Below are 25,143 nucleotides of genomic sequence, written 5' to 3'. Positions count from 1 at the left end.
AATGAAACGTGCCCTAATTAGTGTGTCAAATAAAGAAGGGATTGTCCCTTTTGCTAAACAATTAGTCGAGCTTGGAGTAGAGATTATTTCCACAGGTGGAACAAAGAAGGCAATCCAAGAAGCTGGAATCCCTGTTATTGGTATTTCTGATGTTACTGGATTTCCAGAAATCTTAGATGGTCGTGTTAAAACGTTACACCCAAATATTCACGGTGGTTTACTGGCGATGAGAGAAAGTGCTGATCACTTAAGTCAATTAGAAAAGCACAACATTCAGCCAATTGATTTAGTTGTTGTCAATCTATACCCGTTCCAAGCGACGATTGCTAAGCCAGATGTAACATTTGCTGATGCCATTGAAAATATTGATATTGGTGGTCCAAGTATGCTTCGTGCAGCTGCCAAAAATCATAAGCACGTTACAGTTGTTGTTGATCCTACAGATTATGAAACAGTTATTAATCAAGTAAAAGAAGAAGGTTCAGTAAATAACGAAACTCGTGCCCGACTTGCTGCGAAAGTATTCCGTCATACCGCTTCTTATGACGCTGTGATTGCTGAATATTTAACGAATGAAGTTAAGGAAGAATCACCAGAGTCTTTAACAGTAACTTTTGAGAAAAAACAAGATTTACGTTACGGAGAAAATCCACACCAAAAAGCTTCTTTTTACAAAAAGCCATTAGGAGCAGAAAGTTCAATCGCTAAGGCAACTCAATTACATGGTAAAGAGCTTTCATACAATAATATTAATGATGCAGACGCAGCATTAGCATTAGTAAAAGAATTTACTGAACCAGCTGTTGTAGCAATAAAGCACATGAATCCATGTGGTGTTGGTGTAGGTGATACAATTGAACAAGCTTATGATAAAGCTTATTCTGCTGATCCTGTTTCAATTTTCGGTGGTATTGTTGCTCTTAACCGAGAAGTGGATGCAAATACAGCACTAAAAATGAAAGAAATCTTCTTAGAAATTATTATTGCACCTTCATTTAGCGAAGAAGCGTTAGAAATTTTAACTTCAAAGAAAAATTTACGTTTATTAACTTTACCTATTACAACTGAAGCAAAAGTGGAAAAGCGTTTAACGTCAATTCACGGTGGTCTTCTCGTTCAAGATGAAGATACATTCGGTTTAGAACAAGCAAATGTAACAGTTCCTACCAAGCGTGAACCAACAGAAGCTGAATGGGCAGCATTAAAAATGGCATGGAAAGTAGTTAAACATGTGAAATCTAACGCGATTGTTTTAGTTAAAGACGATATGACTGTAGGAGTTGGAGCTGGGCAAATGAACCGTGTAGGTTCTGCAAAAATCGCGATTGAGCAAGCCGCAGAAAATGCAAGTGGTTCCGTTATGGGATCTGATGCCTTCTTCCCAATGAATGATACAGTTGAAGCTGCAGGTTTAGCTGGTGTAACTGCGATTATCCAACCAGGCGGTTCGATTCGTGATGAAGATTCGATTAAAAAAGCTGATGAATTAGGAATAGCTATGGTATTTACAGGAGTAAGACACTTTAAACACTAGAATGTTTAAAGTTACTTTTATTACGTAACTAAAACATTTTACATCAATAAAAAGGTGGGAAACAGTTTGAAAATTTTAGTTATCGGTAGCGGCGGTCGTGAGCACGCAATTGCGTGGAAAGTTGCTCAAAGTAAAAAGGTAGAGCAATAAATATATTATCTAGTGGCGATAGCGAAGAGGTCACACTCGTTCCCATGCCGAACACGATCGTTAAGCTCTTTTGCGCCGATGGTAGTTAGGGGCTTCCCCTTGTGAGAGTAGGACGTTGCTAGGTAAGTTAAAGAACACATTCCAATGGAGTGTGTTCTTTTTGTTTTCGGAACTTACATTTCAGGTTAAGTGGTGCTGCATCTGTGCGTCTACAAGCAAATGCTTCGAAGTAAGCTTCGTCGTCGCAAAGTAGCATGTAATTAATTTTGGTGAAGTAACTCACGATGAGATTGAAGTAAGCCGCAAGATGAGAAATACTAAAAGTAAAAACATTATTTTGATTAAACCCAGAAGTTTGTCTGCTTTCGCTTCCTCTTAAGCTTCTTGAATGCAAAACGGTAGCATAACAAGGTTGTACTTTCACAACGACTATATACAAACCGGTCACGAAAGTATTATCGTGACCGGAAATAAGTTTTAACTTAATTAAGTGAAAATTTTCTTAATTATTCTTGCGGGATTTCCTCCTACAACAACATTATCAGGTACATCCTTCGTTACGACTGCTCCTGAAGCAATAACTACATTATTTCCTATAGTAACTCCAGGATTAATTATGGCTCTACCTCCAATCCACGCATTATTGCCAATAGTAACAGCTTTTCCAAACTCTGCTCCGGAATTACGTTCGAAAGGGTTTAGAGGATGTGTAGCTGTATAGATATGCACACCTGGTGCAATAAAACAATTATCCCCTATTCGAACTTCACAAACATCTAGAATAACGCAATCAAAGTTAGCATAGAAGTTGTCACCTACATGGATATTGTATCCGTAGTCACAACGGAAAGTTGGCTCGATGTATAAGTTGCCCCCAGTTGAACCGAATAACTCTTTTAAAAGTCTTAAACGTTCATTTCCTTCGGTTTCTAAAGTTTGGTTGTAAATTCTTGTTTTTCTTCGTGCATGTTCACGATCTATAACTAACTCTTGGTCACCAGCATTGTAAAGTTCTCCAGTTAACATTTTTTCTTTTTCTGATTTCATTTTTCAATCTCCTACAAGTAAATATATTTTGACCTTAATTTTACTACAACAAAAAGTATTTTATAATTAGAGATGCGAAAGAAATTGGAGCAGAAGGATCATCTACTTATAAAGTCTTAGCGATTTAATTATCTTAACATTAGTAAATTAATGGCTAACTGTTCTTTTTATTTAAAGATAAAGAAAATCTACTCATTTGAGTGAATTTCTATTTACTAAAAACGAGCTCATAAATCTTTATTTAGTAACGAACGGTTCAAAGTAACTAGATAAGTTTCTTAATGAAAACAAAAAATTATGAGATTACAATGAATGAATATATTGTACACTTTGATTGATTAAGTATAACTAGAAGTGTTTTTAAAAAAACTTATTCGCAGATAAAAGTGCTTCAAACATTAAAACAACAAATAGTTTTTCAAAGGGACGTAAGGAATTGGATATCCTATTAATGAAACATAACATTTTCTTTTCATTCATTACTATTCATGTTATCCTTAACAGGATTTCGAAGAGTGCTAAAGCACTATCAAATAGGTATGAGGTGTAGAAGGACTAGTATTCTTTCGATTAATTTTAATAAAGGAGGGTATACAATGATTGAGTCAATTTTAAATACTGCACTAGGAATGATTGTAATCATTTTAGCAATTAATATCGTTTATGTGACTCTGTTTACGATACGTATGATCTTCACACTAAAGGGTCAACGTTACTTTGCCGCTTTAACAAGTATTGTAGAGGTAATTATTTATATTATAGGACTTGGGTTAGTGCTTGATAATTTAAATCGAGTAGAGAACCTAATAGCATACGCAATTGGTTATGCTATAGGTGTTTTAGTAGGAATGAAAATAGAGGAAAAATTGGCATTAGGTTATATTACGGTAAATGTAATTACGAAGGAGTACGAACCAGATATACCTAACGTTTTAAGAGATAAAGGTTATGGGGTTACCAACTGGGTTGCGTATGGACGTGAAGGTGAGCGTATGATGATGGAAATTTTGACTTCAAGAAAATCAGAAAAATCACTATACAAAACTATTAAAGACTTAGATCCTAAAGCCTTTATAATCTCGCACGAACCGAAGACTTTTTTTGGTGGCTTCTGGCTTAAAGGAATTCGGAGGTAGATTAAGTAATGGAGAAAAAACTAAAAAAGAAAAAGTTTTTCGTAGAGGAAGGCGAGACGATTTCTCAATGTTTAGTAAGAATGGAAAAAGAAGGATACTCTCCAATTCGGAGAATGGAAGAACCTGTTTTCCATGAAATAAAAAAAAATGGAAAACTTGAAAAGGAAGTAATAAAGCAAAGCATCGTATTTGAAGGGAAGTTAATAGATTAAAAACGAACGATGTAAGCGTGTTAACCAAAAAACGTTCGATTTTTCATTGACAAATCTTCTTACAAACTGCTAAGATAAACTTGAAAAGAATACGTGATTTTCCTCATATAATATTGGGAATATGGCCCAGAAGTTTCTACCTAATGACCGTAAATCATTGGACTATGAAGGAAAGCAATATACTTGTAGTTTACTGGGGCATTTAAATTAATTAAACGTTTATTTAATTTGTGTAAGAGTTAAATTCTCTTTATCAAAGACCCCCATTTCTATACATTTAACTACAAATATAAGTCCAAGGATTGCTTTCTTCCATAAAGAATCAATACTTGGACTTTTTATTTTGGACAGAATAAAAATAGATTAAAGCTAATTTATAGGAGGGTTTTATGTCTAAGCCATTAGTTGGTGTAATCATGGGAAGTACTTCTGATTGGGAAACGATGCAACATGCCTGTAATGTTCTTGATGAATTAAAGGTTCCTTATGAAAAAAAGGTTGTTTCAGCTCACCGCACTCCTGATCTGATGTTTAGTTATGCAGAAAGTGCAAAAGATAGAGGGTTAAAAGTCATTATAGCAGGTGCGGGTGGTGCTGCTCATTTACCTGGGATGGTAGCAGCGAAGACCACTTTACCGGTTATCGGTGTACCAGTTCAATCTAAGGCACTTAATGGTCTAGATTCTTTACTTTCCATAGTACAAATGCCTGGTGGAATACCAGTAGCAACCGTTGCTATCGGGAAAGCTGGAGCTGAAAATGCGGGTCTTTTAGCTTCACAAATGTTAGCAACTCAATTTTCAACTATCGATGAAGCGGTACAAGCTAGAAGAGAGGCAATAACGAAACGAGTGTTAGAAAGTAGTGAAGATCTGTGAGAGAAATGATCTTACCCGGAAGTACAATTGGTATTTTAGGTGGCGGGCAGTTAGGAAGAATGATGGCAATCTCAGCGCGAGAGATGGGGTATGGAATAGCCGTACTTGAGCCAAATGAAAATTCTCCATGCGGACAAATCTCTGACCTTGAAATTTTAACTGCTTATGATGATTTAGCTGGGGCAAAACAGCTCTTAGATAACTGTGATGTATTAACATATGAATTCGAAAATATAGATAGCTACACGGCTAATTGGCTTGAACAAAATGGAAATTTGCCTCAAGGAAGTAACTTACTTTCAACTACACAACACCGTGGTAAAGAAAAAAAAGCAATTGAAGCAACCGGAGTTAAAGTTGCTCCGTACCATCTAATTATGACAAAGGAAGATTTATTAGAGGGCGTTAAGAAGTTAGGTATACCTGCCGTTTTGAAAACTTGCAGAGGTGGATATGACGGAAAAGGACAATTTGTCATTAGAAAAACTGAGGATATTGAAAAAGCATATAAAGAGTTATCTACTCGCGGTGAACTCGTTTTAGAAAAATGGATTACTTTTGAAAAAGAGTTATCTGTAATTGTATCTAGAAATAAAGCGGGGGAATCAAAAACTTTTCCTGTCACTGAAAATATTCATGAAAATAATATTTTGCATATGTCAATTGTTCCTGCTCGAGTTACTGAAGAAACGATCGGTAAAGCCGAACAGGTTGCGCTTCATTTAGCACGAAGCTTTGAACTAGTAGGAACTTTGGCTGTAGAAATGTTTTTAACACCTACAGGAGAAATTTATGTTAATGAATTGGCACCTAGACCGCACAATTCAGGGCATTACACAATCAATGCTTGTGAAACGTCCCAATTTGATCAACACATACGAGCAATCTGTAACTGGCCTTTAGGTAATACAAATTTACTTAAGCCGGCTGTTATGGTTAATATATTAGGGGAACATATACCACAAGTACTACAAAGTGTACCAAACATGGAGCAATGTCATCTTCACCTTTACGGAAAAGAAGAAGCAAAGCAAGGAAGAAAGATGGGACATTTAACAGTGCTTGGCACTACTATAGATGAAGCAATGAAAATAGTAGAAGCATTACAAATTTGGAATGAAGAAAAGATGGGGGTTTAAACAAATGATTGAACGTTATACGAGACCGGAAATGGGAGCGATTTGGACAGATGAAAATCGTTTTAAAGCTTGGTTAGAGGTAGAAATCGTGGCTTGTGAGGCTTGGGCTGAATTAGGAGACATCCCAAAGGAAGATGTAAAAAAAATTAGAGAAAATGCTTCCTTTGATATTAAACGTATTTTAGAAATAGAAGAAGAAACAAGACATGATGTTGTAGCTTTTACCAGAGCGGTCTCAGAAACGCTCGGTGAAGAAAGAAAGTGGGTTCATTACGGCTTAACTTCAACAGATGTTGTTGACACGGCTATTTCATATTTATTAAAGCAAGCAAATGAAATTTTAGAAAATGATATTAAAAACTTTATTGAGATTTTAAAAAATAAAGCAATTGAACATAAAGACACCGTAATGATGGGACGTACTCATGGTGTTCATGCTGAACCTACAACGTTCGGATTAAAGCTTGCTTTATGGTATGAAGAAATGAAACGTAACCTAGAAAGATTTAAGCAAGCTGCAGAAGGTGTACGTGTAGGAAAGATTTCTGGAGCTGTTGGTACGTATGCAAACATTGATCCTTTCGTTGAGCAATATGTTTGTGAAAATTTAGGGCTTGAGCGTGCTTCAGTTTCTACACAAACCCTACAGCGTGATCGTCATGCTAACTATATCGGGACACTCGCTTTAATTGGTGCTTCAATTGAAAAAATGGCTGTAGAAATTCGAGGTCTTCAAAAAAGTGAAACGCGTGAAGTCGAAGAGTTCTTTGCTAAAGGTCAAAAAGGATCTTCAGCAATGCCTCATAAGCGTAACCCGATCGGTTCTGAAAATATGACTGGACTAGCTCGTGTTTTACGTGGCCATATGGTTACTGCCTATGAAAATGTTGCACTTTGGCATGAAAGAGATATTTCTCATTCTTCAGCAGAAAGAATTATCATTCCAGATGCAACAATCGCCCTAAACTATATGTTAAATCGCTTCGGAAATATCGTGAAAAACTTAACGGTATTCCCAGAAAATATGAAGCGTAATATGACGAGAACATACGGATTAATCTACTCTCAACGTGTTCTTTTATCTCTTATTGATAAGGGAATGGTTCGTGAAGAAGCTTACGACTTAGTACAACCAAAGGCAATGGAAGCTTGGGAGCGTGGAGTTCAATTCCGTGAACTTGTACAAGCAGATGAAAAAATTACATCTTTACTAAGTGAAGAAGAGATTAACGATTGTTTCGACTATAATCACCACTTAAAACATGTAGATACAATTTTTGAAAGAGTAGGATTGAAGTAATTTACAATTGAAGAGTGTAGAACGGTCTTAAATGTTAAGTGTTCTGCACTCTAAACCAAGATTTTGGAGGGCGAAACGTGAATAAAAATGGGCTTTTATACGAAGGCAAAGCAAAAAAGATTTATCAAACCGATGATCAAGATGTTTTGTGGATAGAATACAAAGACGATGCCACTGCTTTTAATGGGGAAAAAAAGGATAAAATTGCTGGTAAATCTAGATTGAATAATCTAATTACTTCCCAAATCTTTCAAAGCTTAAAGGAAGCGGGAATTAATAACCATTTTATTGAAAATCTATCAGATACTGAGCAGCTAGTGCGTAAAGTAACGATCATTCCGCTTGAAGTAGTTGTTCGTAATGTAGCAGCTGGAAGCCTTTCAAAGAGACTTGGTTTAGAGGAAGGCATTCAATTAAATACAACTATTGTAGAACTGTACTATAAAGATGACGCGCTTGGTGATCCTCTAATAAATGAAGATCATATCCGTCTATTAGATATAGCATCCCCAGAACAATTAGAGATCATGAAAACTAACGCACTAAAGGTTAATGAGTTTTTATTAGAGTTATTTAAGGAAATAAATGTTCGGTTAGTCGATTTTAAATTAGAATTTGGAGTTACAGAGAGTGGAGAGGTTTTACTAGCTGATGAAATTTCTCCCGACACATGTCGTCTGTGGGATATGGAGACAAACCAAAAGTTTGATAAAGATTTATTTCGACGAAACCTTGGCAGCTTAACAGAAGGATATGAAGAAATTTTAACAAGACTAGGAGGAACATCAAATGTTTAAAGTAAAGGTTTTTATCACGTTAAGAGAAAGTGTTCTCGATCCACAAGGAAGTGCTGTAACAACATCGCTTCATGCTCTTACGTATGACGAAGTACAAGATGTACGTATCGGTAAGTATATGGAGTTAACATTAAAGAAAAATGAAAAAGATGTTGATGCTCGTGTTAAAGAAATGTGTGAGAAGCTATTAGCTAATACAGTTATTGAAGATTATCGTTATGAAATTGAGGAGGTTATTCCTTCATGAGATTTGCATGTATCGTTTTTCCAGGGTCAAACTGTGATGTAGATATGTACCATGCTATTCGTGATGAACTTGGAGAAGAAGTAGAGTATGTTTGGCATTCTGAAACGGATTTAGATCGATTTGATGCTATTCTTCTACCTGGTGGTTTCTCATATGGAGATTATCTTCGTTGTGGAGCGATTGCTCACTTTTCAAACGTAATGGAGTCAGTGAAAAAAGCAGCTGAAGCAGGAAAGCCAGTACTAGGAGTTTGTAATGGATTTCAAGTTCTTGTCGAATCAGGTTTACTACCTGGTGCATTGATTCGTAATAAAAACCTTAAGTTTATCTGTCGTCCTGCTACTCTTGTTGTTGAAAATAATGAAACGATGTTTACTTCTGGATATGAAAATAAACAAGAGATTGTTATTCCTGTTGCTCATGGTGAAGGGAATTATTACTGTGATGATGAAACGTTAAAAGCTTTAGAAGCTAACAATCAAATTGTATTCCGTTATAAAAACAACTTTAATGGATCTATTAATGACATTGCAGGAATTACGAACGAAAAAGGTAATGTTCTTGGTATGATGCCTCACCCTGAACGCGCTGTAGATCAATTAATTGGTAGCGCCGATGGTCTGAACTTATTTAAATCAATTTTAAGAAACTGGAGGGAAGCACATGTCCTTAACGTTTAAAGAACCAACAGCAGAAATGATTAAAGAAAAACGTCTCTATGCCGACATGGGCTTAAATGATGATGAGTTTCAATTAGTTGAAAAAATTCTTGGTCGCCTTCCGAATTGGACAGAAACTGGATTGTTTTCTGTTATGTGGAGTGAACACTGTTCTTATAAGAATTCAAAAGTATTACTAAAGAAATTCCCTATCACTGGAGAGAGAGTACTTCAAGGGCCAGGAGAAGGAGCGGGTATCATCGATATTAACGATGATCAAGCCGTAGTTTTCAAAATTGAGAGTCATAACCATCCATCAGCGATTGAACCATATCAAGGTGCAGCAACTGGTGTGGGGGGAATTATTCGTGACGTTTTCTCAATGGGTGCCCGTCCAATTGCTTTATTAAATTCACTTCGCTTCGGTGAGTTAAAAACTCCGAAGGTTAAGTATTTGTTTGAAGAAGTAGTAGCTGGAATTGCTGGCTACGGTAACTGTATCGGTATCCCAACTGTTGGTGGAGAAGTTCAATTTGATCCTTGTTATGAAGGAAATCCACTAGTAAATGCAATGTGTGTTGGTTTAATTGATCATAAAGATATTCAAAAGGGTCAAGCAAAAGGTGTTGGAAACTCAGTTATGTACGTTGGCGCAAGTACTGGTCGTGATGGTATTCATGGTGCAACGTTTGCTTCTGAAGAATTAGATGAAGATTCAGATGCAAAGCGTCCAGCAGTTCAAGTTGGAGATCCTTTTATGGAAAAACTTCTTCTTGAGGCTTGCCTTGACCTAATTAAGTCAGATGCATTAGTAGGTATTCAAGACATGGGGGCCGCTGGGCTTACTTCTTCTTCAGCAGAAATGGCGAGTAAGGCAGGATCTGGGATTGAATTAAACTTAGATGAAGTTCCACAACGTGAATTAGGAATGACTCCATATGAGATGATGTTGTCAGAATCCCAAGAGCGTATGTTAATTGTTGTAAAAAAAGGCCGTGAAGCAGAAATTCAAGAAATTTTTGATCGCTGGGGCTTATTATCTAAAATTGTTGGTAAAGTAACTGATGATAAAAAGCTTCGTCTAATTTTTAAAGGTGAGGTCGCGGCTGAAGTACCAGTAGATGCATTAGCAGAAGATGCACCAGTGTATCATAAACCATCACGTGAACCTGAATATTTCCGAAAGTTCCAACAACAAGAAGAGGTTGTACCAAAAGTAAATGACGTGAAAGAAACGTTATTAAGCTTATTGGCTCAACCGACAATCGCTAGTAAAGAATGGGTTTATGACCAATATGATTATATGGTTCGTACTAATACAGTTGTATCGCCAGGTTCTGATGCGGCAGTACTTCGTATTCGTGATACAAATAAAGCACTAGCAATGACGACTGATTGTAATTCTCGTTATTTATATCTAGATCCTGAAATGGGTGGGAAAATTGCAATCGCTGAGGCAGCTAGAAACCTTGTTTGTTCTGGGGCAACTCCTCTTGGTGTAACAGACTGTTTAAATTATGGTAATCCAGAAAAACCTGAGATTTTCTGGCAACTTGAAAAGTCTACTGACGGATTAAGTGAAGCATGTCGTGTTCTTGAAACACCTGTTATCGGTGGAAATGTTTCTCTTTATAATGAAAGAAGTGGAGTAGCTGTTTATCCAACTCCAGTTATTGGTATGGTAGGTCTTATTGATCATTTAGATTACATTACAACACAAAGCTTTAAAAATGTAGGAGACCTTATTTACTTAATTGGTGAAACGAAACCTGAATTTGGTGGAAGCGAGCTACAAAAACTACTAGAAGGTGAGATTTCTGGTAAGTCTCCAAGTATTGATTTAGACGTTGAAAAAGAACGCCAACAACAGTTATTAACGGCCATTCGTTCAGGTGTAGTTGCATCAGCTCATGATGTTGCTGAAGGTGGTCTTGCTGTGGCAGTTGCTGAATGTATGATGGACGGAAATGTTGGTGCTAAAGTTTCAATTAGCGGTGAGGCTGTAACAGCACTATTTGCAGAGAGCCAAAGTCGTTTTGTTGTTTCTGTTTCAAAAGATAAAAAAGCAGAATTTGAACGCTTAGTAAATGCAACTTGCATCGGTGAAGTAGTTGAATCAGGTCTTACAATTGTAAATGATAGTGGTGAACCTGTTATTCAAGCTGCAACAAAAGAATTGCAAGAGGCTTGGAAAGGAGCTATTCCATGTTTGCTGAAATAAAAGGTCTTAATGAAGAGTGTGGAGTCTTTGGAGTATGGGGACATCCTGATGCTGCACAAATAACATACTATGGATTGCACAGCCTTCAACATCGTGGCCAAGAAGGAACTGGAATCGTTGTTACTGATGGTGAAACTATAAATATCCATAAAGGTCTTGGACTAGTAACCGAAGTGTTCTCTAAAGGAGAAATTGAGACGTTACATGGGAAGGGTGCAATTGGTCATGTCCGTTACTCCACTGCTGGTGGTGGTGGCTTGGCTAATACTCAACCCTTATTATTTAAATCGCAAACAGGCAGTTTAGCATTAGCTCATAATGGAAATTTAGTAAATGCAAATAAGTTAAAACTTCAACTTGAAGAACAAGGAAGTATATTTCAAACGACTTCAGATACAGAAGTACTAGCACATTTAATTAGACGTAGCAGTGATTTACCGCTTGATGAGAGAATGAAAAATGCTCTAAAACAAATTGAAGGTGCTTTTGCTTTCATGGTTATGACTGAAAATCAATTAATGGTTGCTCTCGACCCGAATGGACTGCGCCCACTTTCCATCGGCCGTTTAGGAGAAGCTTATGTATTTGCGTCAGAAACATGTGCTTTTGATGTTGTGGGAGCTACATTTGAACGGGAAGTAAAGCCAGGAGAATTAATCATTATAAATGAAGAAGGTCTTCGTTCGGAACGCTTTGCAGAACCGATTCACCGCACAATCTGCAGCATGGAGTACGTATATTTTGCTCGACCTGATAGCAATGTAGATGAAATTAATGTTCATAGTGCTAGGAAAAGTCTAGGTAAGCAACTGGCTATAGAATTTCCTGTAGAAGCAGATGTTGTTACTGGAGTCCCTGACTCAAGTATTTCAGCAGCGATAGGTTATGCTGAAAAGTCAGGTATTCCGTATGAGTTAGGTTTAATTAAAAATCGTTACGTAGGTAGAACGTTCATTCAACCTTCACAGGAACTTCGTGAACAAGGTGTGAAAATGAAGCTTTCTGCAGTACGTGGTGTTGTAGAAGGAAAACGTGTGGTAATGATTGACGATTCTATAGTACGTGGTACGACAAGTAGAAGGATCGTTACCTTGTTAAGAGAAGCTGGTGCAACAGAAGTTCATGTTCGTATTAGTTCACCACCAATTACAAATCCTTGTTATTATGGAATTGATACGTCAACAACGTCTGAACTTATCGCATCTTCACACAGCATTGAACAAATCAGACAAGAAATTGGTGCGGATACCCTCGCTTTCTTAAGTGTAGAAGGTTTATTGAAAGGAGTAGGTAGAAGTACTGATCAAGTTAACAACGGTCAGTGTCTCGCTTGCTTTACAGGAAAGTATCCTACTGAGATCTATCGTGGAAACAAAAATGAAGAAACAAAATTAGTGAAATGCTAATTTAAAAATATAGATTATTGAATGTAGAGTTTAGAATGAATAGGGTTGAGAAAGGTATTGATGCGCTTCTCAGCCCAATTCTACATTCTCCATTTACATTTAACTTGGAGGTAACTATGTCTAGTGCATATAAACGAGCAGGAGTAGATATTGAAGCAGGATATGAAGCTGTGGAACGTATGAAAAAGCATGTGAAAAAGACAATCCGTCCTGAAGTTTTAGGTGGTTTAGGTTCTTTTGGAGCGATGTTTAACCTTACTAGTTTTAAGCATTTAAACGAACCTGTTTTAGTATCTGGTACAGACGGTGTAGGAACGAAATTAATGCTAGCATTTATGCTTGACAAACATGACACAATTGGAATCGATGCAGTAGCAATGTGCGTGAATGACATCGTTGTTCAAGGGGCTGAACCACTTTACTTTCTAGATTATATTGCTTGTGGGAAGGCTGAACCAGTAAAGATTGAAGCAATCGTAAAAGGCATTGCAGATGGTTGTGAGCAAGCAGGGTGTGCTCTTATTGGTGGCGAAACAGCTGAAATGCCAGGTCTTTACGGTAATGATGAGTATGACCTTGCAGGTTTTTCTGTAGGTATTGTAGATAAATCAAAATTATTAACAGGCGAAAAGATTAACGAAGGTGACGTTATTGTAGGACTTTCTTCTAATGGCCTACATAGTAACGGTTTTTCTTTAGTGAGGAAAGTACTTTTAGAAGAAAGTAACTTAGATTTACAAGAGCAATATGGTAACCTTGAAAAGTCATTAGGTGAAGAACTGTTAACACCAACACGAATTTATGTGAAGCCAATTTTAGAAGTACTTAAAAAGTTTAATTTAAAAGGTCTTTCTCATATTACTGGTGGTGGTTTTTATGAGAATATACCTAGAACCTTACCTTCTGGTTTAGGGGCAGAGATTGACTATGGGTCATGGCCAATTCAACCGATTTTTGACCTAGTGAAAGAAAAAGGCGAGATTACTTTTAAAGACATGTTCTCAACTTTTAACATGGGAATTGGAATGGTTATGGTTGTCTCTGAAGAGGAAGCTGTATCTGCTATTAAAGAGCTTGAGAACCTAGGAGAAAAAGCATATATTATTGGTCGTGTCTGTAAGGAAGAGGGAGTTCACATTGGAGGATTAGCAGAATGAGAAAGATAGCTGTTTTTGCATCAGGAAGTGGTACGAATTTTCAAGCCATTATCGATGCTACTTTAAGTGGACATTTGAAAGCAGAGATTGCTTTACTCGTCTGTGACAAACCTAATGCGTTAGCTATTGAAAGAGCAGAAAAGCATAATATTGAAGTTTTTCAATTTCTTCCGAAAAACTATGAGAATAAAGAAGCCTTTGAAAATGAAATTTTAAATAAATTGCAAGCTTTAAATGTTGAGTGGATTGCTCTAGCTGGTTACATGAGACTAATCGGTCCAACGTTACTAAAAGCTTATGAAGGCAGAATTATTAATATCCACCCTTCGTTGCTTCCGTCTTTTCCTGGAAAAGATGCGATTGGACAAGCCTATGATGCCAAAGTAAAAGTAACGGGTGTAACAATTCATTTCGTAGATGAAGGAATGGATACAGGTCCAATTATTGCTCAAGCACCAGTTTTCATTGAAGAAAATGATTCTATTGAAGAAGTTCGTTCGAAAATTCAAACAGTTGAACATAAGCTTTACCCTGAAGTATTGGAAAATGTATTAAATAAACAGAAAGTCGAAAGAGAGGTTTAACAACAAATGAAACGTGCCCTAATTAGTGTGTCAAATAAAGAAGGGATTGTCCCTTTTGCTAAACAATTAGTCGAGCTTGGAGTAGAGATTATTTCCACAGGTGGAACAAAGAAGGCAATCCAAGAAGCTGGAATCCCTGTTATTGGTATTTCTGATGTTACTGGATTTCCAGAAATCTTAGATGGTCGTGTTAAAACGTTACACCCAAATATTCACGGTGGTTTACTGGCGATGAGAGAAAGTGCTGATCACTTAAGTCAATTAGAAAAGCACAACATTCAGCCAATTGATTTAGTTGTTGTCAATCTATACCCGTTCCAAGCGACGATTGCTAAGCCAGATGTAACATTTGCTGATGCCATTGAAAATATTGATATTGGTGGTCCAAGTATGCTTCGTGCAGCTGCCAAAAATCATAAGCACGTTACAGTTGTTGTTGATCCTACAGATTATGAAACAGTTATTAATCAAGTAAAAGAAGAAGGTTCAGTAAATAACGAAACTCGTGCCCGACTTGCTGCGAAAGTATTCCGTCATACCGCTTCTTATGACGCTGTGATTGCTGAATATTTAACGAATGAAGTTAAGGAAGAATCACCAGAGTCTTTAACAGTAACTTTTGAGAAAAAACAAGATTTACGTTACGGAGAAAATCCACACCAAAAAGCTTCTTTTTACAAAAAGCCATTAGGAGCAGAAAGTTCAATCGCTAAGGCAACTCAATTACATGGTAAAGAGCTTTCATACAATAATATTAATGATGCAGACGCAGCATTAGCATTAGTAAAAGAATTTACTGAACCAGCTGTTGTAGCAATAAAGCACATGAATCCATGTGGTGTTGGTGTAGGTGATACAATTGAACAAGCTTATGATAAAGCTTATTCTGCTGATCCTGTTTCAATTTTCGGTGGTATTGTTGCTCTTAACCGAGAAGTGGATGCAAATACAGCACTAAAAATGAAAGAAATCTTCTTAGAAATTATTATTGCACCTTCATTTAGCGAAGAAGCGTTAGAAATTTTAACTTCAAAGAAAAATTTACGTTTATTAACTTTACCTATTACAACTGAAGCAAAAGTGGAAAAGCGTTTAACGTCAATTCACGGTGGTCTTCTCGTTCAAGATGAAGATACATTCGGTTTAGAACAAGCAAATGTAACAGTTCCTACCAAGCGTGAACCAACAGAAGCTGAATGGGCAGCATTAAAAATGGCATGGAAAGTAGTTAAACATGTGAAATCTAACGCGATTGTTTTAGTTAAAGACGATATGACTGTAGGAGTTGGAGCTGGGCAAATGAACCGTGTAGGTTCTGCAAAAATCGCGATTGAGCAAGCCGCAGAAAATGCAAGTGGTTCCGTTATGGGATCTGATGCCTTCTTCCCAATGAATGATACAGTTGAAGCTGCAGGTTTAGCTGGTGTAACTGCGATTATCCAACCAGGCGGTTCGATTCGTGATGAAGATTCGATTAAAAAAGCTGATGAATTAGGAATAGCTATGGTATTTACAGGAGTAAGACACTTTAAACACTAGAATGTTTAAAGTTACTTTTATTACGTAACTAAAACATTTTACATCAATAAAAAGGTGGGAAACAGTTTGAAAATTTTAGTTATCGGTAGCGGCGGTCGTGAGCACGCAATTGCGTGGAAAGTTGCTCAAAGTAAAAAGGTAGAGCAAGTGTTTGTTGCTCCGGGTAATGATGGAATGACTGATGTTGCAAAGCTCGTTCCTATTTCTGAAAATGATCATACGGCAATTATCGATTTTGCCAAGCAAGAAAAAATTGACTTAACGATTGTAGGACCGGAAGTACCTTTATTGAACGGACTTGTAAATGATTTGCAAGAAAATGGTCTACTTGCCTTCGGACCAAGAAAAGAAGCGGCTCTTATTGAAGGTAGTAAATCTTTTGCTAAAGAAATCATGAAAAAATATGATATTCCAACTGGTTTCTTTGAAACATTTACAAATTTTGAAGATGCTAAAGCTTATGTGGAAGAAAAAGGCGCGCCAATTGTTATTAAAGCCGATGGATTAGCGGCAGGTAAAGGTGTCGTTGTTGCTATGACAAACGAAGAAGCCATTTCTGCTCTTGAAAACATGTTGCAAAAAGACGCATTCGGTGACGCTGGAAAAAAAGTTGTTATCGAAGAATATTTAGCAGGAGAAGAACTGTCTTTAATGGCTTTTGTTCATGATGAAGTCGTTATTCCAATGGTAGGAGCTCAAGACCATAAGCGTGTATTTGATGGAGATGAGGGACCTAACACAGGAGGGATGGGCGCATATTCCCCAGTTCCTCAATTCAGCCAAAACGATGTTGATGATGCGGTTGAGAAGATTCTTATTCCTATGGCAAAAGCAATGAAACAAGAAGGTAGATTGTTCACAGGAATTCTTTATGCTGGATTAATGATGACAAGCAACGGAGCAAAAGTAATTGAATTTAATGCTCGTTTTGGTGATCCTGAAACTCAGGTTGTTTTACCAAGATTAGAAAATGATCTTGTTGATGTATTACTGGCGTTACTAAATGAAGAAAAAGTAGAGCTAACTTGGTCTGATAACGCTGTTGTTGGTGTTGTTTTAGCATCAAAAGGTTACCCTGGTAGCTATGAAAAAGGTAATAAGTTTACTGGTTTAGACCAGTTAGAAAAGGAAACATTGACTTTCCACGCTGGTACAAAGAAAGTTGATGGAGACTTTGTTACTAACGGTGGACGAGTATTATTACTTGCAAGAGCCGATCGTGACCTACTTGAAGCACAAAAAGCCGTTTATAAAGAATTAGTTCATATTCAATCAGATGCTTTGTTTTATCGTAAAGATATTGGCAGCAAAGCGATTAAGACAATGAAAAAATAACAAAAAATGCTGACTCGAGATTTATGAGTCAGCATTTTTTGTTTTGGTATGCTTAAGTGGCAACAGTTCCGCTATCAGCTGTAAAAAACAGTGATAATCTGAGTTTAAGAACACTGTCCACAAAAACCTCCTTTTAACTAGGATTAATCAAGTTGTCGTATTGTTTGTCGTTTTTTTCATGCTCGTTTGTCATTTCTTCTATTCTTTCTTCAAAAAAATATGTTAATGGACAAAAACGGGTCATTCCTTCTGCAACTTTTAAAGCCCCCATCATAATTACCAATAATGGAGTATTACTAAAAGGACGTTTTACTAATTTTGATGTTCCCCAAGCTAGCATTGTAAATCCGCAAGTAATTCGTATCAATCCGTTAATTAATCCAATGTTAGGTGTAACTTTTTTCATGAAATGTCACCTTCCTTCTTTTGTTAAATTTTATTTATTTTGTAAAAAAACTTTAATGTGCTAAATATAAAAAATATGTTACGATAGTAGAAACAAAATTTATCAAAAGTTAAAATAACAAGCATAAGAAAAACTAGAGAGTCTTTTTCCGTGAAAAGTTTCACATAGTTTTTACTATAGTTCAAATAAAAGACAATAACGAATTGGGTGATACAAAAATGGCTTACAGACTAGAACGTTGGTCCAAAAAACAAATACGTAAGCAGCTTCAAATCATTCGTGGTGAGGTTGCACCGACTATTGTTTTGAAAAATGCCACGTATTTAAATAATGCAAGAAAAAAATGGTTAAATGCAAATATTTGGATGTATGAAGATCGTATTATTTATGTGGGTAAAGAAATGCCTGTGAAATTAGATAAGACTGAGATTATTGACTGTAGTGATCGCTTTGTTGTTCCAGGATATATTGAACATCATGCTCATCCCTTCCAGTTATATAATCCCCAATCATTTGCTGAATATGCATCTGTAAGAGGAACGACAACACTAGTAAATGATAACTTGATGCTGCTTTTAAATTCAGACAAAAAGAAAGCGCTTACACTTATAGAGAAACTAGACGAACTTCCTACTACAATGTTGTGGTGGTGTAGATATGATGCGCAAACAGAATTTGTGCAGGAAGATAATGTTTTTTCCTACTCAAATATGAAAGCATGGCTAGAACATCCACTTGTTGTTCAGGGGGGAGAACTTACTTCATGGCCAAAAGTATTGCATGGCGATGATGGCATTCTACACTGGATGCAAGAAACTAAAAAGCATTCTAAACCAATAGAAGGACATTTTCCAGGAGCTTCTGAAAAAACGTTGACTCAGATGGCTCTTTTAGGAGTTAATAGTGATCATGAAGCAATGACTGGTGAAGAAGTATTAATGCGATTAGATATGGGGTATACGACTTCGTTACGTCACTCATCAATACGTCCAGACTTACCAAAGTTACTTGAAGAATTAATAGAGCTTGGTCTAGATGACTTTAGTCGTGTTTTAATGACAACTGATGGATCAACACCGAGTTTTTATGAACAAGGAGTTATGGATCTATTAATAAAGATTGCATTAGAAAAAGGAATTCCAGATACAGAAGCTTATGCGATGGCTACTTATAACGCAGCAAGACATTATAATTTAGATGATAGTTTAGGAATGATTGCCCCAGGGAGAATTGCACATATAAATATATTGGAAAGTAAGGATAAGCCTCTTCCTATTTCCGTCCTGGCTAAAGGACAATGGGTGAAAAAGGACGGAGTTAATTGTTATCCAGTTACAAAATTCTCGTGGGCTGACTATGATATTAATCCGCTAGTAATAGATTGGGAATTAACCGAAGAGAATTTGCATTTTTCTATGCCACTAGGAATCGAAATGGTGAATTCAGTAATACTAAAACCTTATCAAATTGCTACTGATGTAACCCAGACGGAAATCCCTGATGATAGCTATGAATGTTATTTTATGATGGTTGATAAAAAAGGAAATTGGCTAATCAATACAGTGATAAAAGGTTTTGCTAATCATGTATCTGGATTTGCCAGCTCATTTTCCAATACTGGAGATATATTTATCATTGGAAAAAACAAGAAAGATATGCTACTAGCATTTCAGGAGTTGAAAAAGCAGCAAGGTGGGATCGTTTTAGTTGAGAATGGTGAAGTTATTAATACTGTTGAACTAGGTTTATATGGAGTAATGTCCGTTAAACCAATGGAAGAAGTAATAAAGGAAGAGAGAGAATTAACGAATGCATTAAAAGAGAGAGGTTATCTTTTTGATGACCCGATTTATAGTCTTTTATTTTTTAGTTCAACTCATTTACCTTATATTCGTGTAACACAAAAGGGAATTTTCGATGTGAAAAAGAAAACTGTACTCTTTCCTTCGATTATGCGTTAAACTATAAAAGTAAGGAAAAAAGTAAAAGGAAGGTTTTTGTATGAAAAGGCTCATGTTTGGATTGGTTTTGTTAGTTATTATGGCATTTGTAATCGGATGTAATAAAGATGAAGACTCAAGTACAGTTGAAACAGAAATTATTCCGGAAGAAACTGTTGATATACCAGAACCAGAGCCTATTAAGGAAGAACCTCAAAATACTTTCCCGTTAACTGGGGTAGCTACAGATGACGATATCGATTATAGAGTATTTGGTGTAATGATTGAAAATTCCCGTGCTGCAAGACCGCAATCGGGATTATACCAAGCTGATTTGGTGTATGAAGTTTTATCTGAAGCTACAATAACTCGTTTACTTGCATTCTATCATAGTGAAAAACCAGAAATTATTGGACCGGTTAGAAGTGCGAGAGATTATTATATTAACTTAAACAATGGTTATAATGGTATTTACGTTTCTGCGGGTGGAAGCCCGCAGGCGTTTGCTATGTTTGAACGTGGACAAGTAGACTATATCAGTGGGTTGGAATTTGATGGTAGTTATTTTTATCGTTCATCTGCTAGAAAAGCACCACACAACATGTATACAACTTATGATGACCTTATAAAAGCAGCAGAACGTAAAAATAGGTCCTTGATAGATGAAGTACCTTCATTACCATTTTTAGAAGAGGGTATAGCTGTTGAAGGAGAAGAGGCTTCGGAAGTTGCAATCAATTACGGTAGTAGTTCCAATAATGTAGTATATAAATACGATGAAGAGAATAATAAATACATTCGTATCATTGGTGGAGAGCAGAGCCTCGATCTTGAGACTGAAAATCCGGTCTTAATTGATAATCTATTTATCGTGGAGATGACTCATAAAGTAATTGATAAAGTTGGTCGTAGAGAAATTGATATCTACTCTGGTGGAAAAGGCTTATTACTTCAAAATGGTGTATATCAAGTTGTTGAATGGAAAAACGAAGGTGGACAAATTTTACCGTTTCAAAATGAAAAAAGTTTAGGTTTCGTCCAAGGAAAAACGTGGATAAATGTTGTTCCTCGTTTAGATGAAAATGTAAGCATAACAGACTAATTAGGGAGGGTGAAGAAGAGTGCAAATTGATAAATTAAGAGGAAAAGAGTTAGATCAATTATTCTCAGCGATCCTAAGCCTTAAGGACTTAGAGGAATGCTATCAATTTTTTGATGACCTTTGTACAATTAATGAAATTCAATCACTTGCTCAACGTTTAGAAGTAGCTAGAATGCTTCGTGAGGGCTTTACATATCAAAAGATTGAAGCTGAAACTGGTGCAAGTACAGCAACGATATCTAGAGTAAAACGTTGTCTAAACTATGGTAATGATGGTTATGAAATGACACTAGAGAGAGTTAAAAGCGAAATGAAAAAACAAGTGAATAATGATTAAGAAAAAGTCCGGTATTGTTGTAAACAACGAATGCCGGACTTTTTGATGTTTTAACAAAAAACTATTTTGATCTGCATAATAACTTTGTGTGTAAGCATAGTCAAAAGTATCCTCAACTACATAGTATGATAATAAAGTAGGACAAAAAGGAGAGAGGGTAAATGAGTCGTTATTACGATCTATGCTGTCAAAATAAAGGTCAAGTTGTTACGATTTATGAAAAAACAGGTAAGGTTCTTGTTGGTAAAATTGTTGATGTAGATCAACAATACGTGTATATTCAGCCAGAGACTAGAGGAGTAAGAGGGTTTGGTTATGGTTATTATGGTTACCCCGGTTACTATCCATACCCTTACCCTTATCCTTATTATCCTGTATGGCCTGTTGCACTAGCTGCAATTGGAGGTTTTGCCTTAGGTGCTGCTTTATTTTGGATTTAAATCATCCACAAAAGGTGGAGTTAGGTCTAACAGCTGAACTCTCACCTTTTTTCTTTTGTTTAACTGAGTGAATTTCGCATTTGTTTTTGCCATCAAACAATACTTACTTAAGATATAAAGCAATTAAAGACTAGGTATAGTTTTGAGCGTGGGAAATCTATATTATGAAAAAAATTCATTTAACGATAATTTATCTGAATTTTTTTTAGGGTAAAAGACCTCCACCTCTATGTGTAGCGTAGGTGGGATTTTCCGATGTTTCAGCTTGCTGAAACAAGTTCACTAAAAATACATACTAAGGTGACGAACAGTTCACAAGATAAATTAATTTTACTATATTTAAATGAAGTGATTTCTTTATTTGAAAATTCCTAAATTGAAAATATTTCTTGAATGATGAGTGTGTAAGTATTTTTTGTTATAATAATCGAATGAGGAAATGTGATTGACTGAAGATAACTCTGAAGGTATAAAAAAGGAGCCCGAAAAATGCTTGAATATCAGGAATGGAAGCACGTATTTAAACTTGACCCTAATAAGGAAATTAGTGATAAAGATCTTGAAAGTATATGTGAGTCAGGAACCGATGCGATCATTATTGGTGGTAGTGATGGTGTTACTGAGGATAACGTCTTAGATTTGCTGATGCGAGTAAGGAGGTACTCAGTACCGTGTGCACTTGAGGTTTCTTCAATTGAGACTGTGACTCCAGGCTTTGATTATTACTTTATTCCATCAATTTTAAATAGTAGCTCGACAGAATGGATCATAGGGCTTCATCATAAAGCTGTAAAAGAATTTAGTGCGGTTATGAACTGGAATGAAATTGTGATGGAAGGCTATTGTGTTTTAAATCCAAATAGTAAGGTTGCTACATTGACGGAAGCTAAAGCAAAATTGACTGAAGAAGACGTTGTAGCGTATGCTGAAATGGCTGAAAAGATGTATAAATTTCCAATATTTTATCTAGAATATAGCGGTATTTATGGTGACGTCGAGGTTGTAAAAGAAGTAAGTGATGTACTTGAGAAAACACAGTTATTTTATGGAGGCGGAATAGCAACGTTGGAACAGGCAAAAGAAATGGCGCAATATGCGAATACAATTGTTGTGGGAAATATTATTTACGAAGATATTAAACAAGCTCTTTCGACTGTTCGTTGTAAAGATCGAATGAAAAAAGGTGCATACAAGTAGTTGTTTATCGAATTAATTTAGAATTGAGTTTGCTCTTACTTATAAATTGCATTAAAATAAAAGAGAACATACGTTTTGGTGGTGGGTGAAAAGATGAATGCACAATCAATGTTAGATGGATTGAATAATGAACAAAGACAAGCAGTGAAGCATACGGATGGTGCTTTGTTGATTATGGCAGGTGCCGGATCAGGAAAAACGAGAGTATTAACAAATCGAATTGCATATTTAATTGGCGAAAAGGAAGTGGCGCCCTGGTCAATATTAGCAATTACATTTACAAACAAAGCCGCAAAAGAAATGAAAGAACGTGTAAAAAAAATCATTGGACCAATGGCGGAAGATATCTGGATATCGACGTTTCACTCGATGTGTGTCCGTATTTTAAGAAGGGATATAGATCGCATCGGGATAAAACGAAATTTTACTATTTTAGATCCAGGTGATCAGTTATCAGTTATTAAACAAATATTAAAGAAAAAAAATATTGATCCAAAGAAATTTGAGCCAAAAAGTTTATTAGGTAGTATCAGTAGTGCAAAGAACGAATTGAAAACAGTGAAAGACTATGTCAAGGTTGCCAATGGACCCTACGAATCAACGGTGGCAGATGTATACGAAGAATATCAAAAAGAATTACGTAAAAACCATGCGTTAGACTTTGATGACTTAATCATGTCAACCATTCAGTTATTTAAACAGGTTCCTGAAGTATTAGAGTTTTACCAAAGAAAGTTTCAATACATTCACGTTGATGAGTACCAGGACACTAACAGGGCTCAGTATATGTTAGTGAGAATGATTGCTGAACGTTTTAAAAATATTTGTGTTGTAGGGGATTCTGACCAATCCATTTACCGTTGGCGTGGTGCTGATATTACCAACATTTTATCATTTGAAAATGACTATCCTAACTCGACAACAATTATGCTTGAGCAAAATTATCGCTCCTCGAAAACGATTCTTAGAGCAGCTAACGAAGTGATAAACAACAACTCTAGTCGCAAACCGAAAAAGTTATGGACAGAGAATCAACAAGGCGAAAATATCGCTTGTTTTGTTGGCAATACTGAACATGATGAAGCATATTTCATTGTAGGGAAAATTAGAGAGTTAATGAACGAACACGGTTATAAACTTTCAGATATGGCTATTTTATATCGTACAAATGCCCAATCTCGTGTCATTGAGGAACTCTTAGTAAAATCAAATATTAACTATAACATTGTTGGTGGGACAAAGTTCTATGACCGTAAAGAAATCAAAGATGTTTTAGCGTATTTACGCGTAGTAGCAAATCCTGATGACGATATTTCGTTACGAAGAATCATTAATGTACCAAAACGAGGAATTGGTGCTGCTACAATTGATAAAATTGCTGATTTTGCAGCTTCTCAAGGAATCTCTATTTTTCAAGCGTTACATGAAGTTGAACAACTAGGATTAAGCAAAGGCGCTACAAATAAACTCGCGTTGTTTATCGACCAAATGCGAGGATGGGTTGAATTAGAAGAATATTTATCTGTTACTGAACTTGTAGAAGAATTGTTAGAAAAAACAGGCTATCGTGAAATGCTCAAAAATGAAAAAACAATTGAAGCCCAAAGCAGACTCGAGAATATCGATGAATTTCTATCTGTTACAACAGAATTTGAAAAAAGAAATGATGATAAGTCGTTAGTAGCCTTTTTGACAGATTTAGCTCTTATTGCTGATATCGATAAGGTAGATGAAGAGGAGGAAGATCAAAAAGATTCAGATCGAGTATTACTAATGACACTTCATTCGGCAAAAGGATTAGAGTTTCCTGTCGTATTTTTAATTGGTATGGAAGAAGGAGTCTTCCCACATAGTCGTTCCTTGTTTGAAGAAGAAGAAATGGAAGAGGAACGAAGACTTGCATATGTTGGAATTACCCGTGCTGAACAGCGTTTATATCTTTCTTGTGCAAAAATGCGAACTTTATTTGGCCGTACAAATACCAATCCACAATCTCGATTTATTACTGAGATTCCTAGTGAAGTATTAGAATCTCTAAACGAGAAAAAAGAAGAGCCAACGAGGATGAACACTTCTCGCTCTGCTATTGGCGGTAGTTTTACAGCACCGCAAAGGCAGAGGATGTCTACTGTTTCAAAACCGCAGATGACAACAACAGGTGGAGATCAATTTACTTGGTCAGTCGGAGATAAAGCTGAACATAAAAAATGGGGAATTGGAACGGTTGTCAGTATGAAAGGATCAGGGGAAAATGTTGAGCTAGATATTGCCTTCCCACAACCGATTGGAATTAAACGCTTAGTAGCCAAATTTGCCCCAATTAATAAAGTATAAATGAAAAATGTAGAATGGTGTTAAAAAACAATCTACATTCGATAAG

General features: G+C 36.3%; 24 protein-coding genes, 1 rRNA gene and 1 riboswitch. Of the genes, 23 read left to right on the top strand and 2 right to left on the bottom strand.

Going from position 1 to position 25,143, the window contains the following annotated elements:
• Position 1: 1 nt before the first annotated feature.
• The 3 genes from purH (BKP37_RS10390) (at position 2) to rrf (ending at position 1,808) form a co-directional block, all read left to right on the top strand.
• Positions 2 to 1,534, top strand: coding sequence for a bifunctional phosphoribosylaminoimidazolecarboxamide formyltransferase/IMP cyclohydrolase (gene purH, locus BKP37_RS10390; RefSeq protein ID WP_071309520.1), 1,533 nt, complete (start codon positions 2 to 4; stop codon positions 1,532 to 1,534).
• A gap of 54 nt (positions 1,535 to 1,588) precedes the next feature.
• Positions 1,589 to 1,684 (top strand): hypothetical protein, encoded by a 96-nt coding sequence (locus BKP37_RS19285; protein WP_281243039.1) that lies wholly within the window; start codon positions 1,589 to 1,591, stop codon positions 1,682 to 1,684.
• A gap of 8 nt (positions 1,685 to 1,692) precedes the next feature.
• Positions 1,693 to 1,808 (top strand): 5S ribosomal RNA (gene rrf, locus BKP37_RS10385).
• Between the two features lie 362 nt (positions 1,809 to 2,170).
• Here rrf and BKP37_RS10380 read toward each other — a convergent pair.
• Complete coding sequence (locus BKP37_RS10380) at positions 2,171 to 2,731, bottom strand: maltose acetyltransferase domain-containing protein (RefSeq protein WP_071309531.1); 561 nt, start codon at positions 2,729 to 2,731, stop codon at positions 2,171 to 2,173.
• A gap of 596 nt (positions 2,732 to 3,327) precedes the next feature.
• Here BKP37_RS10380 and BKP37_RS10375 point away from each other — a divergent pair.
• From BKP37_RS10375 to purD, 14 genes are all read left to right on the top strand, one after another.
• Positions 3,328 to 3,867, top strand: a complete 540-nt coding sequence (locus tag BKP37_RS10375) for a DUF2179 domain-containing protein (RefSeq protein WP_139193104.1) — start codon at positions 3,328 to 3,330, stop codon at positions 3,865 to 3,867.
• A gap of 8 nt (positions 3,868 to 3,875) precedes the next feature.
• Positions 3,876 to 4,079, top strand: coding sequence for an NETI motif-containing protein (locus tag BKP37_RS10370; protein WP_071309530.1), 204 nt, complete (start codon positions 3,876 to 3,878; stop codon positions 4,077 to 4,079).
• 83 nt (positions 4,080 to 4,162) lie between these two features.
• Positions 4,163 to 4,264: riboswitch (purine riboswitch) on the top strand.
• Between the two features lie 204 nt (positions 4,265 to 4,468).
• The gene (gene purE, locus BKP37_RS10365; protein WP_071309529.1) at positions 4,469 to 4,957 is read left to right on the top strand and encodes a 5-(carboxyamino)imidazole ribonucleotide mutase; all 489 of its coding nucleotides are present in this window, start codon (positions 4,469 to 4,471) and stop codon (positions 4,955 to 4,957) included.
• A gap of 5 nt (positions 4,958 to 4,962) precedes the next feature.
• Positions 4,963 to 6,096 carry a 5-(carboxyamino)imidazole ribonucleotide synthase gene (gene purK / locus BKP37_RS10360; protein WP_071309548.1) on the top strand — a complete coding sequence of 378 codons (1,134 nt, stop codon included), beginning with the start codon at positions 4,963 to 4,965 and terminating at the stop codon, positions 6,094 to 6,096.
• Positions 6,097 to 6,100: 4 nt separating this feature from the next.
• The gene (gene purB / locus BKP37_RS10355) at positions 6,101 to 7,396 is read left to right on the top strand and encodes an adenylosuccinate lyase (RefSeq protein WP_071309528.1); all 1,296 of its coding nucleotides are present in this window, start codon (positions 6,101 to 6,103) and stop codon (positions 7,394 to 7,396) included.
• A 77-nt stretch (positions 7,397 to 7,473) separates the two neighbouring features.
• Positions 7,474 to 8,193, top strand: coding sequence for a phosphoribosylaminoimidazolesuccinocarboxamide synthase (gene purC / locus BKP37_RS10350; protein WP_071309527.1), 720 nt, complete (start codon positions 7,474 to 7,476; stop codon positions 8,191 to 8,193).
• Positions 8,186 to 8,440, top strand: coding sequence for a phosphoribosylformylglycinamidine synthase subunit PurS (gene purS, locus BKP37_RS10345; RefSeq protein ID WP_071309526.1), 255 nt, complete (start codon positions 8,186 to 8,188; stop codon positions 8,438 to 8,440). Before purC ends, purS begins: the two co-directional genes overlap by 8 nt.
• Positions 8,437 to 9,120 carry a phosphoribosylformylglycinamidine synthase subunit PurQ gene (gene purQ, locus BKP37_RS10340; RefSeq protein WP_071309525.1) on the top strand — a complete coding sequence of 228 codons (684 nt, stop codon included), beginning with the start codon at positions 8,437 to 8,439 and terminating at the stop codon, positions 9,118 to 9,120. Before purS ends, purQ begins: the two co-directional genes overlap by 4 nt.
• Positions 9,104 to 11,320 (top strand): phosphoribosylformylglycinamidine synthase subunit PurL, encoded by a 2,217-nt coding sequence (gene purL / locus BKP37_RS10335; protein ID WP_071309524.1) that lies wholly within the window; start codon positions 9,104 to 9,106, stop codon positions 11,318 to 11,320. Before purQ ends, purL begins: the two co-directional genes overlap by 17 nt.
• On the top strand, positions 11,305 to 12,726 hold the full coding sequence (gene purF / locus BKP37_RS10330; protein ID WP_071309523.1) for an amidophosphoribosyltransferase: 1,422 nt from the start codon (positions 11,305 to 11,307) through the stop codon (positions 12,724 to 12,726). Before purL ends, purF begins: the two co-directional genes overlap by 16 nt.
• Before the next feature lie 116 nt (positions 12,727 to 12,842).
• Positions 12,843 to 13,883 (top strand): phosphoribosylformylglycinamidine cyclo-ligase, encoded by a 1,041-nt coding sequence (gene purM / locus BKP37_RS10325; protein ID WP_071309522.1) that lies wholly within the window; start codon positions 12,843 to 12,845, stop codon positions 13,881 to 13,883.
• A complete protein-coding gene (gene purN, locus BKP37_RS10320) occupies positions 13,880 to 14,467 on the top strand; it encodes a phosphoribosylglycinamide formyltransferase (protein WP_071309521.1) in 588 nt (195 codons plus the stop codon). The genes purM and purN overlap by 4 nt, the downstream gene beginning before the upstream one ends.
• A gap of 6 nt (positions 14,468 to 14,473) precedes the next feature.
• Positions 14,474 to 16,006: a bifunctional phosphoribosylaminoimidazolecarboxamide formyltransferase/IMP cyclohydrolase gene (purH, locus tag BKP37_RS10315; protein WP_071309520.1), complete on the top strand. Its 1,533-nt coding sequence runs from the start codon at positions 14,474 to 14,476 to the stop codon at positions 16,004 to 16,006.
• A 66-nt stretch (positions 16,007 to 16,072) separates the two neighbouring features.
• Complete coding sequence (gene purD / locus BKP37_RS10310; protein WP_071309519.1) at positions 16,073 to 17,341, top strand: phosphoribosylamine--glycine ligase; 1,269 nt, start codon at positions 16,073 to 16,075, stop codon at positions 17,339 to 17,341.
• A gap of 133 nt (positions 17,342 to 17,474) precedes the next feature.
• On the opposite strand, the gene BKP37_RS10305 is transcribed toward purD, so the two are convergent.
• A complete protein-coding gene (locus tag BKP37_RS10305) occupies positions 17,475 to 17,747 on the bottom strand; it encodes a YgaP family membrane protein (protein ID WP_071309518.1) in 273 nt (90 codons plus the stop codon).
• A gap of 218 nt (positions 17,748 to 17,965) precedes the next feature.
• Between BKP37_RS10305 and BKP37_RS10300 the strand changes: the two genes are divergently transcribed.
• The 6 genes from BKP37_RS10300 to pcrA all read left to right on the top strand — a co-directional run bounded on the left by BKP37_RS10300 (position 17,966) and on the right by pcrA (position 25,097).
• Positions 17,966 to 19,708 (top strand): adenine deaminase C-terminal domain-containing protein, encoded by a 1,743-nt coding sequence (locus BKP37_RS10300; protein WP_071309517.1) that lies wholly within the window; start codon positions 17,966 to 17,968, stop codon positions 19,706 to 19,708.
• Between the two features lie 40 nt (positions 19,709 to 19,748).
• Complete coding sequence (locus BKP37_RS10295; RefSeq protein WP_071309516.1) at positions 19,749 to 20,789, top strand: DUF3048 domain-containing protein; 1,041 nt, start codon at positions 19,749 to 19,751, stop codon at positions 20,787 to 20,789.
• Between the two features lie 19 nt (positions 20,790 to 20,808).
• Positions 20,809 to 21,126: a YerC/YecD family TrpR-related protein gene (locus BKP37_RS10290; protein WP_071309515.1), complete on the top strand. Its 318-nt coding sequence runs from the start codon at positions 20,809 to 20,811 to the stop codon at positions 21,124 to 21,126.
• A gap of 161 nt (positions 21,127 to 21,287) precedes the next feature.
• Complete coding sequence (locus BKP37_RS10285; protein WP_071309514.1) at positions 21,288 to 21,566, top strand: hypothetical protein; 279 nt, start codon at positions 21,288 to 21,290, stop codon at positions 21,564 to 21,566.
• Between the two features lie 489 nt (positions 21,567 to 22,055).
• On the top strand, positions 22,056 to 22,763 hold the full coding sequence (gene pcrB / locus BKP37_RS10280; RefSeq protein ID WP_071309513.1) for a heptaprenylglyceryl phosphate synthase: 708 nt from the start codon (positions 22,056 to 22,058) through the stop codon (positions 22,761 to 22,763).
• A gap of 93 nt (positions 22,764 to 22,856) precedes the next feature.
• The gene (pcrA, locus tag BKP37_RS10275) at positions 22,857 to 25,097 is read left to right on the top strand and encodes a DNA helicase PcrA (RefSeq protein WP_071309512.1); all 2,241 of its coding nucleotides are present in this window, start codon (positions 22,857 to 22,859) and stop codon (positions 25,095 to 25,097) included.
• Positions 25,098 to 25,143: the final 46 nt, after the last annotated feature.

The sequence above is a fragment of the Anaerobacillus alkalilacustris genome (assembly GCF_001866005.1).
Taxonomy (GTDB): domain Bacteria; phylum Bacillota; class Bacilli; order Bacillales; family Anaerobacillaceae; genus Anaerobacillus; species Anaerobacillus alkalilacustris.
Note: the sequence above shows the minus strand (reverse complement) of the source record. Positions and strands in the feature narration are given on the sequence as shown.